The sequence below is a fragment of the Ectopseudomonas khazarica genome, from assembly GCF_017915135.1.
Taxonomy (GTDB): Bacteria; Pseudomonadota; Gammaproteobacteria; order Pseudomonadales; family Pseudomonadaceae; genus Aquipseudomonas; species Aquipseudomonas khazarica.
The window spans coordinates 2,262,206-2,274,773 of the sequence record NZ_CP068551.1; the positions used below are offsets into that span (position 1 = coordinate 2,262,206).

Here is a 12,568-nt window from a genome sequence, read left to right on the forward strand (position 1 = left end):
GGCGCTTACCTCTTGTTCTTCACGGCGGTGCCAAGCACCTGGAGGTAGGCGACCAGCGCGTCCATCTCGCTCTTGCCCTTGACCGCATCACCGGCCCCGGCGATGTCCTCGTCGCTGTAGGGCACGCCAAGGGTGCGCAGGGCACTCATCTTCTTGGCGGTGTCCTGGCCGTCGAGGGTGCTTTCCACCAGCCAGGGGTAGGCCGGCATCTTCGACTCGGGCACGACGTTGCGCGGGTTGTACAGGTGAGCGCGATGCCACTCGTCCGAGTAGCGGCCGCCGACGCGGGCCAGGTCCGGACCGGTACGCTTGGAGCCCCAGAGGAAGGGGTGGTCCCAGACGCTTTCGCCGGCGACGGAGTAGTGGCCGTAGCGCTCGGTCTCGGCGCGGAACGGGCGGATCATCTGCGAGTGGCAGCCGACGCAGCCCTCGCGGATGTAGATGTCGCGACCTTCGAGCTGCAGGGCGTTGTAAGGCTTGAGGCCTTCGACCGGCTCGTTGGTGACGTCCTGGAAGAACAGGGGAACGATCTGGGTCAGGCCACCGATGCTGACCGCCAGGATCATCACCAGTGCCATCAGGCCGATGTTCTTCTCGAGAATCTCGTGTTTCATCAGTGGGCTCCTTCTACCGAGAACTGCGCAGCGGCTTCCATCTCGGTCGACTCGGCGCTACGCACGGTCAGCCAGACGTTCCAGGCCATCAGCAGCATGCCGCTGAAGAAGATGGCGCCACCGATCACCCGCACCACGAAGCCGACATGGCTGGCTTCCAGCGCTTCGACGAAGGAGTAGGTGAGGGTGCCGTCTTCGTTGACTGCACGCCACATCAGGCCCTGAGTGATGCCGTTGACCCACATCGAGGCGATGTACAGCACGGTGCCGATGGTGGCCAGCCAGAAGTGGCCGTTGATCAGGCCGATGCTGTGCATCTGCTCGCGACCGAAGACCTTGGGAATCAGGTGATACAGCGAGCCGATCGACACCATGGCGACCCAGCCCAGGGCACCGGCGTGCACGTGGCCGATGGTCCAGTCGGTGTAGTGGGACAGGGCGTTGACGGTCTTGATGGCCATCATCGGGCCTTCGAAGGTGGACATGCCGTAGAAGGCCAGGGAGACCACCAGGAAGCGCAGGATCGGGTCGGTGCGCAGCTTATGCCAGGCGCCGGAGAGGGTCATCATGCCGTTGATCATGCCACCCCAGCTCGGTGCCAGGAGAATCAGCGACATCACCATGCCGAGGGACTGGGCCCAGTCCGGCAGCGCGGTGTAGTGCAGGTGGTGCGGACCGGCCCAGATGTAGACCGCGATCAGCGCCCAGAAGTGGACGATGGACAGGCGGTAGGAATAGACCGGACGACCTGCCTGCTTGGGCACGAAGTAGTACATCATCCCCAGGAAGCCGGCGGTCAGGAAGAAGCCCACGGCGTTGTGGCCGTACCACCACTGGATCATCGCATCGGTCGCACCCGCGTACAGCGAGTAGGACTTGGTCAGGGTGACCGGAATCTCCATGTTGTTGATCAGGTGGAGGATCGCCACGGTGAGAATGAAACCGCCGAAGAACCAGTTGCCCACATAAATGTGGCTGACCTTGCGTTGCATGACGGTGCCGAAGAAGACGATGGCGTAGGACACCCACACGATGGTGATGAGGATATCGATCGGCCACTCGAGCTCGGCGTATTCCTTGGAGCTGGTCCAGCCCAGCGGCAGGCTGATGGCGGCCAGCACGATCACCAGTTGCCAGCCCCAGAAGGTGAAGGCAGCCAGCTTGGGTGCGAACAGCGTGGTTTGGCTGGTGCGTTGCACCGCGTAGTAGCTGGTGGCGAACAGTGCGCAGCCACCGAAGGCGAAGATCACCGCATTGGTGTGCAGTGGGCGGAGCCGGCCGAAGCTGGTCCAGGGTAGGTTGAAGTTCAGTTCGGGCCAGGCCAGCTGGGCGGCGATGAATACGCCGAGTCCCATGCCGACGATGCCCCAAACCACCGTCATAATGGCGAACTGGCGAACCACCCTGTAGTTGTAGGCGGAACGGGTTGTTGTGTTCATGTCTGGGCTTCCATCCACGGTTATGGCAGAGCGGCCGACATCCGTGGCACCCCTAGGCATGAGCAGGCCATGAACACCACGGATATCGACGCGAGGCAAGCATGAGCAAAGGGCCATCTGGGTTTATTGACGCCGATCAATGTGAGCAGGGGCTGTCCTGGTTGTGGGACGAACCGCCGCAGGCGGCAACGGCCACTCTGATCCTGGCGCACGGGGCAGGCGCAGCGATGGACAGTCCGTTCATGCAGCGCATGGCGCAGGGGCTCGCCGCGCGCGGCGTGCGCGTGGTGCGCTTCGAGTTCGCCTACATGGCCCAGCGCCGTGTGGATGGGCGCAAGCGCCCCCCCAATCCCCAGGCGCAACTGCTGCAGCAATGGCGTGACGTCCATGCCCAGGTGCGCCAACGCGTCGCAGGGCCCCTGGCCATCGGCGGCAAGTCCATGGGCGGGCGCATGGCCAGTCTGCTGGCAGACGAACTGGGGGCGGCTGCCCTGGTTTGCCTGGGCTACCCTTTCTATGCTGCCGGAAAACCGGAAAAGCCCCGCGTTGCCCACCTGGCCGAGCTGCGCACGCCGACGCTGATCGTCCAGGGCGAACGCGATGCGCTGGGTAATCGTGAGGCGGTCGCCGCCTACGCATTGTCCTCGGCCATCGACCTGCACTGGCTGGCCGCCGCCGACCACGACCTCAAGCCGCTGAAGGCGTCGGGCTACACTCATGAGCAGCACCTCGACACGGCCGTGCAGGTCGTTGCCGAGTTTCTCGCCTCCAGGCAGTGAGGGGGCGCTTCAGCCGGGGGCAGGTCATGCCGTCGTCTGCGTGCGAAAGCGATTGCACTTGACCGGGCGGTCACGCAATGTGACGGACAGCTGGCCGCGTCCGGCGTGGAGCGGGTGGTGCAGGCTTTCTGCCTGCATCGCGAGGCGTTCGCCGCTCCTGCGCCACCTAATGGGGCGACAGGTTGTGACGGCAACATCGCGCCGCACCTTGATGGTGCGTGGAGTATTCGATCATTTGCTAGGTTGTTGAAATTAAAGGATTAATAGTGCTGGCTCGGGCCTTGCAGAGGATGCTGCAAGTCCGGGTGACAAGGAGTACGGCATGGCCCGCACCTTTTATGACGAGATGTACGACGCGAGTGGCGCTGTCCGCCCGCACTACCGAGAGTTCGCCCGCTGGCTGGCGGAAACGCCGGACGAGCTGCTGGCCCAGCGCCGGCGCGAAGCCGATCTGTTGTTCCACCGCGCGGGTATCACCTTCACCCTCTACGGCGACGATCAGGGCACCGAGCGGCTGATTCCCTTCGACATCGTTCCACGCGCCATACCCGCCAGCGAGTGGCGCATCGTCGAGCGTGGCTGCATCCAGCGGGTGCAGGCGCTCAACCTGTTCCTCGCCGACCTCTACCATGACCAGCGCATCATCAAGGCGGGCATCATCCCGGCCGAACAGGTGCTGGCCAACGAGGGGTACCAGATGGCCATGCAGGGGCTCGACCTGCATCGCGACATCTACGCGCACATCGCCGGGGTCGACCTGGTACGCGATGGCGACGGCAGCTACTACGTGCTCGAGGACAACCTGCGCACGCCGAGCGGCGTCAGCTACATGCTCGAAGACCGCAAGATGATGATGCGCCTGTTCCCCGAGTTGTTCGCCGCGCAGCGCGTGGCGCCGGTGGATCACTACCCGAACCTGCTGCTCGATGCGCTGAAGAGCTCCAGCCCGCTGGACAACCCCACGGTCGTGGTGCTGACCCCGGGACGTTTCAACAGCGCCTATTTCGAGCACGCCTTCCTGGCCCGCGAGATGGGTGTGGAGCTGGTGGAGGGGGCGGACCTGTTCGTGCGTGACGACAAGGTCTACATGCGCACCACCGCGGGGGCGCGCCAGGTCGACGTGATCTACCGCCGTCTCGACGACGCCTTCCTCGATCCGCTGGCCTTCAATCCCGAATCGATGCTCGGCGTCGCCGGGCTGCTGTCGGCCTATCGCGCGCGCAACGTGGTGCTGGCCAACGCCATTGGCACCGGCGTCGCGGACGACAAGTCGGTCTATCCCTTCGTCGGCGACATGATCCGCTTCTACCTGGACGAGGAGCCGATTCTCAAGAACGTACCGACCTGGCAGTGCCGCAAGCCGGAGGAGCTGTCCCACGTGCTGGCCAACCTGTCCGAGCTGGTGGTCAAGGAAACCCAGGGCTCCGGTGGCTACGGCATGCTGGTCGGGCCGGCGGCGAGCAAGGCCGAGATCGAGACCTTCCGTGCCCGCCTGATCGCCAAGCCGGAGGCCTACATCGCCCAGCCGACGCTGAGCCTGTCGACCTGCCCGACCTTCGTCGAGCGCGGCATCGCACCGCGCCATATCGATCTGCGCCCGTTCGTCCTGACCGGCCGCGAAACCCGCCTGGTGCCTGGCGGCCTGACGCGCGTGGCACTGCGCGAAGGCTCGCTGGTGGTCAACTCGTCGCAAGGCGGCGGGACCAAGGACACCTGGGTGGTGGAGGACTAATCATGCTCAGTCGTACTGCCTCCGATCTGTACTGGATGTCGCGCTACCTGGAGCGTGCCGAGAACCTCGCGCGCATGCTCGACGTCAGCTACTCGCTGTCGCTGATGCCGCAGGACGGCCGTGGCGACGGCCTCGACGAACTGGCCATGCCGCTGCTCATCACCGGCACGCTGGACGAATACCTGGAGCGTCATGGCCCGCTGCATGCCGAGCGCATGCTGCACTTCTTCGCCCTCGATGCGAGCAACCCCGGCAGCATCTACTGCTGCCTGCAGGCGGCGCGCAGCAATGCACACGCGGTGCGCGGGCGCATCACCGCCGACATGTGGGAGAACATCAACGCCACCTGGCTGGAAATGCGCGGCATCGCCGAGCAGGGCCTGGGGCGTTACGGCATCAGTCGCTTCTGCGAGTGGGTCAAGGAGCGCTCGCACCTGTTCCGTGGCGCCACCTTCGGCACCATCATGCGTGGCGAGGCCTATCGCTTCATCCGCCTGGGCACCTTCATCGAGCGCGCCGACAACACCCTGCGCCTGCTCGATGCGCGCTACGAAATGCTCGGCGAAGAGATCGACGAACTGGAGGAGCGCACGGCGCGCAGTTACTACCAGTGGAGCGCGTTGTTGCGTGCGCTGTCCTCGTTCGAGGCCTTCGCCGAGATCTACCGTGGCTCGCCGCGCACGCGCAAGGTCGCCGAGCTGCTGTTGTTGCGTCCGGACGTGCCGCGTTCGCTGCGCGCCTGCATGGAAGAACTCAACCTGATGCTCGCCGGTCTACCGGGGGAGAACGGTCGCCCCGCGCAGCGCCTGGCCGCCGAACTGGATGCGCGCCTGCGCTACACCAGCATCGACGAAGTGCTCGACGAAGGTCTGCACGCCTGGCTGACCGACTTCATCCTGCTGGTGCGCCAGCTGGGCAACACCATCCACACGTCCTATCTGGAGGTCGCATGAGACTTTCGATCAGTCATGACACCACCTACCGTTACGATGATCAGGTGCGCGCGAGTATCCAGTACCTGCGCCTGACCCCGCATGACAGCGAGCGACAGCAGGTGCTCAGCTGGCAGCTCGATCTGCCGCGCCCGGTGCATGCGCAGATCGATCCGTACGGCAACATCCTGCATGTGCTGACCCTGGACGAGCCGCACGAGGCCATCGTCATCGGCGCCCGGGGCCAGGTGGAGATCGACGAGACGTGCGAGGCCGAGCACGAGCAGCAGTCGGCGTTGCCGTTCCTGCGCTTCACCCGCCTGACCCAGGCGGATGACGCCATTCGCGAGTTCGCCGCGCAGCACGCCAGGGCGCATAGCGACCGCAACGGCCTGATCGACCTGATGCATGCGCTCAATGCCCATATCGTCTATCAGCCGGGCGTCACCGAGGTGGATACCAGTGCCGCCGAGGCCTTCGCCGGTCGCCGTGGTGTCTGCCAGGACCACTCCCATGCCTTCCTCGCCTGTGCTCGCAGCCTGGGGGTGCCGGCGCGCTACGTGTCGGGCTACCTCTACACGGACGATGCCGAGCACCTGGCCAGCCATGCCTGGGCCGAGGCCTGGGTCGGCGATGCCTGGTACAGCTTCGACGTGACCAACTGCCTGGCACGCCCGGAGCGTCACCTGAAGCTGGCGGTCGGCCTGGACTACCTCGATGCCTGCCCGGTGCGCGGCATGCGCCGTGGCGGTGGTTGCGAGCAGATGCATGCGCAGGTGCAGGTCGCGCCGTTGCTGCAGGTGCGCCAGCAGTAGGGCCGCTCAGCCCGCCGCGCGCAGCAGCGGCCAGGCTGCCAGCGTCAGCAGGGCCGCCACGCCCCACACCAGCGGCCAGTCACCGTGGCGCAGGCCGGCGGCGACCAGCGTCGGGGTGAGGAACATGCCGGCGAACACCAGGGTGTTGGCCATGCCCAGCACCGTGCCCGCACGGGCCACGCCGGCCTGCCTGTTCCGTTCCGAGCCATGCGCGGCGCTGGATCGTGCCGGTTTGCCCTGGCGCGTGGCGTTTTCCAGCGCCAACCTGGGGGGACTGTGGGCCGCCGCGCGTGCGCGCCTGGGCATCACCGGGCGTACGGCGTTGTGCCTGCCGGCCGGCGTCGAGGTCCTGCCGAGCGGCAGCAGCGGGTTGCCGTCGCTGCCGACGCTGGAGCTGGCCCTGCACCGCGCCGAGACGCAGCCGAGCGAGCCGATGCAGTTGCTGCAGAGCCTGATTCGCGAGGCGCTGGAGGAGAGCCTGCCGGGCTAGCCCGGCGGCGGGAGCTTGCGCGTGGCCATGTGCTGCAGGTAGGCGATCAGCTGCTGCAGCTGCGTGGCGTCGAGCACCTGCTCGGAGAAGCCGGGCATGCGTGCCTGCGGCCAGCGCCGCAGGCTTTGCGGGTCACGGATGTACTGGCGCAGGAAGTCGCCGGTGAAGTACTCGGTGGGGTTGTAGGGGATATTCAGATCGGGGCCGAACGCGGAGTCACCGGCGCCATTGAGGCGGTGGCAGGCCATGCAGTTCTTCTGGAACAGGGCGAAGCCGGCCTGCACCTCGCTGCTCGCGTCACCGGCCGGGAGCAGGGCGGGGAAGCGTTGCTCCACCGCCGCCAGCTGGCGAATCCTGACGACCTGGAAGGGCCACTGCTCGGGGCTGATCTGGCTGGCGTGCGGGTCGGTCCAGACCAAGTAGAACGGCCCCGCGCTGGCCTTGCCCTGGGCCAGCGGTGGCCATGGCTCGTCCGGGTCTTCGATGGCCAGCCAGGCCTTGGCCCCCTCGTCGGCCAGCAGCAGGGCGGCCGGAAGCTCAGCGGCGAAGCCGTCCGATGCCACCGCCTGCAGGTGATCGCCCGCCGTCACGCCCTCGAGCAGCGCGCGGATCGGGACCGCACGGTAGCGCATGGGGCGCTTGTAGCTGACGTCGTCGGCGATCTCGATGTCGCGGGCCTGAGGGTGGTGCAACAGTTCGCTGCTGCTCCAGCTGCGCGTGCCAGCGTTCAGTTGTGCGGCGAACTCGCCGGCCTGCAGCGAGAGGGAACAGCCAAGAAACATCAGGCTGACCAGCAGCCCCCTCATTCGCCGCGCTCCAGGAGCGGCAGCAGGTCGTCATAGCCGCCTGCGTTGATCACCCGGCTGTAGCCCAGTGCCTGCAGCTTGTCCTGCGCGAATGAGGAGCGCCGCCCGCTGCGGCAGTACAGCACCAGCGGGCGGTCCTTGTCGGGTGCCACGCTGGCGATGCGTTCCGCGATCCGATCATGTTCGAGGTTGATGGCGCCGGGCAGGGCGCCGTCGGCGAATTCCTCGGCGCTGCGCACGTCGATCAGCAGGCTGTCTTCGTCTTGCAGCGTCTCGAGTGCGGCAGCCTGGTCCACTTCCGCGGCGTGGGCGCCGGCAAGGGTGAACAGGCCGGTAAGGAAGAGAATGGCGAGGCGCATGTCTGGCTCCGGGGCTGGCGAGGGATCGAACTATCTTTGCCCGATGCGGGCGCGCCGTCCAGACGGGGTGTCACCAGGTCATGGGAAAGTACCCGCCCTGTGCCGAGCGCACCACGGCGTCTGCACAGCAGCGGGGTCGTTGCTGGGTCAGCTGACCAGACGGGTCAGGTTGGGAAGGATCAGTATGACCGCCGTGGCGAAGAGAATGACGCCAGCCTGACGGTATTTCGGCTGCTTGTTCATGGCCATATGCCTCTTGTTGTTATGGGCGTCGTGTCGGACGCCTGCCGGTCTGCCTGGCGAGCTGCTGCCTGGGCGTAGTTCCATCGACCGCCCCGGCATGACCCAGCGACGGTTCCCTGCACCGGTTTTCGTCAAGGTGCATGACTAACTCTAGGGCTGCCGTCTGCGCTTTCTTAGATGACTTGGTTGCTAATGGCTGGCTGCTAGGAAACACGCGCTATGACGCGCGCCAGGCGCGCAGGCCGCATGCCTTGTGGCAGACAGGTTGCTCGGGCCCATGTGCCCGTTGACGAACAAACGACCGTTCGTCTGAGCTCAGTGGTCAATGGCGCTGAGCGCTTCGGTCATTGAGCGCTGGCCTCGTGGCGCTAAGGTAGGGACGCTCAAACAAGAACCGGCGCGGCGCCGTGATCGCCAGCGCCGCATGACCTTCCGAGGATGCCATGACCGAAGCTTATATTTTCGACGCGGTACGCACGCCGCGTGGCAAGGGCAAGAAGGACGGCGCGCTGTACAGCGTCAAGCCCGTCCAGCTGGTCGCCGGCCTGCTGACTGCCCTGCAAGCCCGTAACGATCTGGATACCAGCCAGGTGGACGACATCGTGCTGGGCTGCGTGACGCCGGTAGGCGACCAGGGCGCCGACATCGCCAAGACCGCCGCGATGGTGGCCGACTGGGACGTATGCGTGGCGGGCGTACAGCTCAATCGCTTCTGCGCCTCGGGGCTGGAGGCGGTGAACATGGGGGCGATGAAGGTGCGCTCCGGCTTCGAGGACCTGGTGGTGGTCGGTGGCGTCGAGTCGATGTCACGCGTGCCCATGGGTTCCGACGGCGGCGCCTGGGTGATGGACCCGGAAACCAACATTCACTCCAATTTCGTGCCGCAGGGCATCGGCGCCGACCTGATCGCGACGCTGGAAGGGTTCACCCGCGCGGACGTCGATGCCTTCGCCCTGCGTTCGCAGCAGAAGGCCGCACGCGCCAGCGGCAATGGCGCATTCGCCAGGTCCCTGGTGCCGGTCCGCGACCAGAACGGCATCCTGCTGCTCGAACATGACGAATTCATCCGTGGCGACTCGACGCTGGAGGGGCTGAACAAGCTCAAGCCCAGCTTCGAGATGATGGGGCAGATGGGCTTCGATGCCACCGCCTTGCGCGTCTACAGCCATGTCGAGCGTATCGAGCATGTGCACACGCCGGGCAACAGCTCCGGCATCGTCGACGGCGCCGCGCTGATGCTGATCGGCTCCGCGGCCAAGGGCAGCGAACTGGGCCTGAAACCACGTGCGCGCATCGTCGCCACGGCGGTGACCAGTACCGATCCGACCATCATGCTCACCGGTCCGGCGCCCGCCACGCGCAAGGCGCTGGCCAAGGCGGGGCTGGCGGTGGATGACATCGACCTGTTCGAGGTCAACGAGGCCTTCGCCTCGGTGGTGATGAAGTTCATGAAGGACATGGGCGTGAGCGAGGACAAGGTCAACGTCAATGGCGGCGCGATCGCCATGGGCCACCCGCTGGGCGCCACCGGCTGCGCGATCCTCGGCACGCTGCTCGACGAACTGGAGAAGCGCCAGCTGCGCTATGGCCTGGCCACCCTTTGCGTGGGCGGTGGCATGGGTATCGCCACCATCATCGAACGTATCTAGGAGCTGTCACGGGCGACTGCGCTCGGCCACGCGGCGCTGGAAGTCCAATGATTTCCGCCTTGCCTGAGCCGCGCGCGTGACGCCCCTGAAGCACTCCCCGAATATTTGGGACGTGAAAAAATGACTGACGCCATCCGCTACGAAAAAGGCCAGGACGCTATCGTCGTCCTGACCATGGACATGCCCGGCCAGAGTGCCAACACCATGAACGCGGTGTACCGCGAGGCCATGGCCGAGATCGTCGACCGCCTGGAGGCGGAAAAGGACACCATCGCCGGGGTCATCGTCACCTCGGCGAAGAAGACCTTCTTCGCTGGCGGCGACCTCAACGAACTGATCCAGGTCACCCCGGCCGACGCCCAGGGTTTCTACGAGATGATCCTCAAGATCAAGGGCCAGCTGCGCCGTCTCGAGACCCTCGGCAAGCCGGTGGTCGCGGCCATCAACGGCGCCGCGCTGGGTGGCGGCTGGGAGATCGCCCTGGCCTGCCACCAGCGCATCGCCCTGAACGAGCCCCATGTGCAGCTCGGCCTGCCGGAGGTCACCCTGGGGCTGCTGCCCGGGGGCGGCGGCGTGGTGCGCATGGTGCGCATCCTCGGCCTGGAAAAGGCGCTGCCGTACCTGGCCGAAGGCAAGAAGGTGCGCCCGGAAGCAGCGCTCAAGGCCGGGCTGATCCATGAGCTGGCCGGCGACCGCGAGGAGATGCTGGCCAAGGCGCGTGCCTGGATCGTCGCCAACCCGACCGCGCGGCAGCCCTGGGACGTGCAGGGCTACAAGATTCCGGGGGGGACGCCGAGTTCACCTAACGTGGCGCAGATGCTGGCCATTGCCCCGAGCGTGTTGCGCGACAAGACCCGGGGCTGCTTCCCCGCGCCGGAGAAAATCATGTGCGCGGCGGTCGAGGGCGCGCAGGTCGACTTCGACACCGCGCAGATCATCGAGGCGCGCTACTTCACCGAGCTGACCTGCGGCCAGGTGGCGAAGAACATGATCGGCACCTTCTGGTTTCAGCTCAATGAGATCAATGCCGGCGGTTCGCGCCCGCAGGGTTACCCGAAGACCCGGACGAAGAAGGTCGGTGTGCTCGGCGCGGGCATGATGGGTGCGGGTATCGCCTACGTATCGGCAGCGGCGGGTATCGAGGTGGTGCTCAAGGACGTGTCCGTGGAAGCGGCGGAGAAGGGCAAGGGCTACTCGGCCAGGCTGCTGGACAAGAAGGTCGGCAGGGGGCACATGAGCGCCGAGCAGCGCGACGCCTTCCTCGGGCTGATCAAGGCGAGCGACAGCGAGGCGGACTTCGAGGGCTGCGACCTGATCATCGAAGCGGTATTCGAGGATCGTGCGCTCAAGGGCAAGGTCACCGCCGCCGCAGAAGCCGCCGCGCTGGGCGATGCGGTGATCGCCTCCAACACCTCGACGCTGCCGATCACCGGCCTGGCGACTGCCGTGGCCAGGCCGGAGAACTTCATCGGCCTGCATTTCTTCAGTCCGGTGGACAAGATGCCGCTGGTGGAAATCATCCGCGGCGAGAAGACCTCCGACGAGACGCTGGCGCGTGGTTTCGACTACGTCATGCAGATCAAGAAGACCCCCATCGTGGTCAACGACAGCCGTGGCTTCTTCACCTCGCGGGTGTTCGGCACCTTCACCAACGAAGGCCTGGCCATGCTTGGCGAAGGCGTCAGCGCAGCGATGATCGAGAACGAGGCACGCAACGCCGGCATGCCGGTCGGCCCGCTGGCGATCAGCGATGAAGTGTCGATGAGCCTGATGAATCACATCCGCCAGCAGACCATCAAGGATCTGGCGGCAGAGGGCAAATCCATCCCCGAGCACCCGGCTTTCGCGGTCATCGACATGATGCTGGGCGAGTACAAGCGTCCAGGCAAGGCGGCGGGCATGGGTTTCTACGACTACCCGGCCGCTGGCAAGAAGCACCTGTGGCCCGAGCTCAAGGCGCGTTTCGAAAAGGCCGATGCGCAGATTCCGCAGCAGGATGTCCGCGACCGGATCCTGTTCATCCAGGCCATCGAAACGGTACGTTGCGTCGAGGAGGGCGTGCTGCAGTCGGTGGCCGATGCCAACGTCGGCTCGATCTTCGGCATTGGCTTCGCCGCCTGGACGGGCGGTGCGCTGCAGTACATCAATCAGTACGGGGTGAAGGACTTCGTCGCCCGTGCGCAGTACCTGGCCGAGCAATATGGCGAGCGCTTCCTGCCGCCGGCGCTGCTGCTGGAGAAGGCGGCCAAGGACGAGTGCTTCTGAGGCGACTGGTGTGCAAAGAGACGGCCCGATGGGCCGTTTCTTTTTTGGGGAGCGTCCGTCAGGCCGCCTGGCACCAGCCCTGCTGAATGCACACCGCTTCGTGAATGGCCAGCATCTCGCTGTAGCGGGTCGGCATGCGCAGGGTCAGCATGCTGCCGTCATCGAGCTGCAGGGCGGCTTCGCTCTCGAACTGCAGGCCGTCGTCTTGCAGGTGAACGTAGGTGACGCCATAGGCGTCCAGGCTGAGTTGGCTGTGCATGGCGGCTCTCCTGGCGGGTCGTCAGCTGGAACGGACGTCGCGGTTTGCCGGTGCCGCAGGGGCAGGGCGAGCCGGGGCGGAGGTCTGGAAGGCGGAAGCAGCGGCGAAGCTGGCGAGCGCGGCATAAATGCTCATGATCGATTTCCTTCTGTGTGATGAGGGCGACTGCCCGGTGAAGTGATATTC

The 12,568-nt window shown here is 65.8% G+C and carries 14 protein-coding genes; 7 read left to right on the top strand and 7 right to left on the bottom strand.

Annotated features, from left to right (window positions below; all coding sequences use genetic code 11):
- Positions 1-5 precede the first annotated feature (5 nt).
- Positions 6-614 (bottom strand): cytochrome-c oxidase, cbb3-type subunit II, encoded by a 609-nt coding sequence (gene ccoO / locus JLK41_RS10725; protein WP_134675983.1) that lies wholly within the window; start codon positions 612-614, stop codon positions 6-8.
- The gene (ccoN, locus tag JLK41_RS10730; RefSeq protein ID WP_134675982.1) at positions 614-2,053 is read right to left on the bottom strand and encodes a cytochrome-c oxidase, cbb3-type subunit I; all 1,440 of its coding nucleotides are present in this window, start codon (positions 2,051-2,053) and stop codon (positions 614-616) included. The genes ccoO and ccoN overlap by 1 nt, the downstream gene beginning before the upstream one ends.
- A gap of 101 nt (positions 2,054-2,154) precedes the next feature.
- On the opposite strand from ccoN, the gene JLK41_RS10735 reads away from it, so the two are divergent.
- The 4 genes from JLK41_RS10735 (at position 2,155) to JLK41_RS10750 (ending at position 6,311) form a co-directional block, all read left to right on the top strand.
- Positions 2,155-2,832, top strand: a complete 678-nt coding sequence (locus JLK41_RS10735; RefSeq protein WP_342357377.1) for an alpha/beta family hydrolase — start codon at positions 2,155-2,157, stop codon at positions 2,830-2,832.
- 322 nt (positions 2,833-3,154) lie between these two features.
- Positions 3,155-4,564 carry a circularly permuted type 2 ATP-grasp protein gene (locus JLK41_RS10740; protein WP_047590580.1) on the top strand — a complete coding sequence of 470 codons (1,410 nt, stop codon included), beginning with the start codon at positions 3,155-3,157 and terminating at the stop codon, positions 4,562-4,564.
- Positions 4,565-4,566: 2 nt separating this feature from the next.
- Positions 4,567-5,517, top strand: coding sequence for an alpha-E domain-containing protein (locus JLK41_RS10745; protein WP_037053110.1), 951 nt, complete (start codon positions 4,567-4,569; stop codon positions 5,515-5,517).
- Positions 5,514-6,311, top strand: coding sequence for a transglutaminase family protein (locus tag JLK41_RS10750; protein ID WP_210390985.1), 798 nt, complete (start codon positions 5,514-5,516; stop codon positions 6,309-6,311). The genes JLK41_RS10745 and JLK41_RS10750 overlap by 4 nt, the downstream gene beginning before the upstream one ends.
- 6 nt (positions 6,312-6,317) lie before the next feature.
- On the opposite strand, the gene JLK41_RS10755 is transcribed toward JLK41_RS10750, so the two are convergent.
- Positions 6,318-6,464, bottom strand: a complete 147-nt coding sequence (locus JLK41_RS10755; protein ID WP_210390986.1) for a hypothetical protein — start codon at positions 6,462-6,464, stop codon at positions 6,318-6,320.
- Between JLK41_RS10755 and JLK41_RS10760 the strand changes: the two genes are divergently transcribed.
- Positions 6,463-6,801, top strand: a complete 339-nt coding sequence (locus tag JLK41_RS10760; RefSeq protein WP_210390987.1) for a type 2 periplasmic-binding domain-containing protein — start codon at positions 6,463-6,465, stop codon at positions 6,799-6,801. The genes JLK41_RS10755 and JLK41_RS10760 overlap by 2 nt on opposite strands.
- On the opposite strand, the gene JLK41_RS10765 is transcribed toward JLK41_RS10760, so the two are convergent.
- Together JLK41_RS10765 and JLK41_RS10770 are read right to left on the bottom strand one after the other, a co-directional pair.
- Entirely contained in the window at positions 6,798-7,607 is an 810-nt protein-coding gene (locus tag JLK41_RS10765) for a c-type cytochrome (protein WP_150609365.1), read from the bottom strand. The genes JLK41_RS10760 and JLK41_RS10765 overlap by 4 nt on opposite strands.
- Complete coding sequence (locus tag JLK41_RS10770; RefSeq protein WP_175253502.1) at positions 7,604-7,966, bottom strand: rhodanese-like domain-containing protein; 363 nt, start codon at positions 7,964-7,966, stop codon at positions 7,604-7,606. Before JLK41_RS10770 ends, JLK41_RS10765 begins: the two co-directional genes overlap by 4 nt.
- A 686-nt stretch (positions 7,967-8,652) precedes the next feature.
- On the opposite strand from JLK41_RS10770, the gene JLK41_RS10775 reads away from it, so the two are divergent.
- Complete coding sequence (locus tag JLK41_RS10775) at positions 8,653-9,858, top strand: acetyl-CoA C-acetyltransferase (protein ID WP_037053104.1); 1,206 nt, start codon at positions 8,653-8,655, stop codon at positions 9,856-9,858.
- A 120-nt stretch (positions 9,859-9,978) separates the two neighbouring features.
- Entirely contained in the window at positions 9,979-12,123 is a 2,145-nt protein-coding gene (locus JLK41_RS10780; RefSeq protein WP_210390988.1) for a 3-hydroxyacyl-CoA dehydrogenase NAD-binding domain-containing protein, read from the top strand.
- Between the two features lie 58 nt (positions 12,124-12,181).
- Here JLK41_RS10780 and ptrC read toward each other — a convergent pair whose 3' ends face one another.
- Positions 12,182-12,382 carry a type III secretion system co-regulatory protein PtrC gene (gene ptrC / locus JLK41_RS10785; RefSeq protein ID WP_037053098.1) on the bottom strand — a complete coding sequence of 67 codons (201 nt, stop codon included), beginning with the start codon at positions 12,380-12,382 and terminating at the stop codon, positions 12,182-12,184.
- 21 nt (positions 12,383-12,403) lie between these two features.
- A complete protein-coding gene (locus JLK41_RS25455; RefSeq protein WP_277700522.1) occupies positions 12,404-12,517 on the bottom strand; it encodes a PA2485 family small membrane protein in 114 nt (37 codons plus the stop codon).
- Between the last annotated feature and the right edge of the window lie 51 nt (positions 12,518-12,568).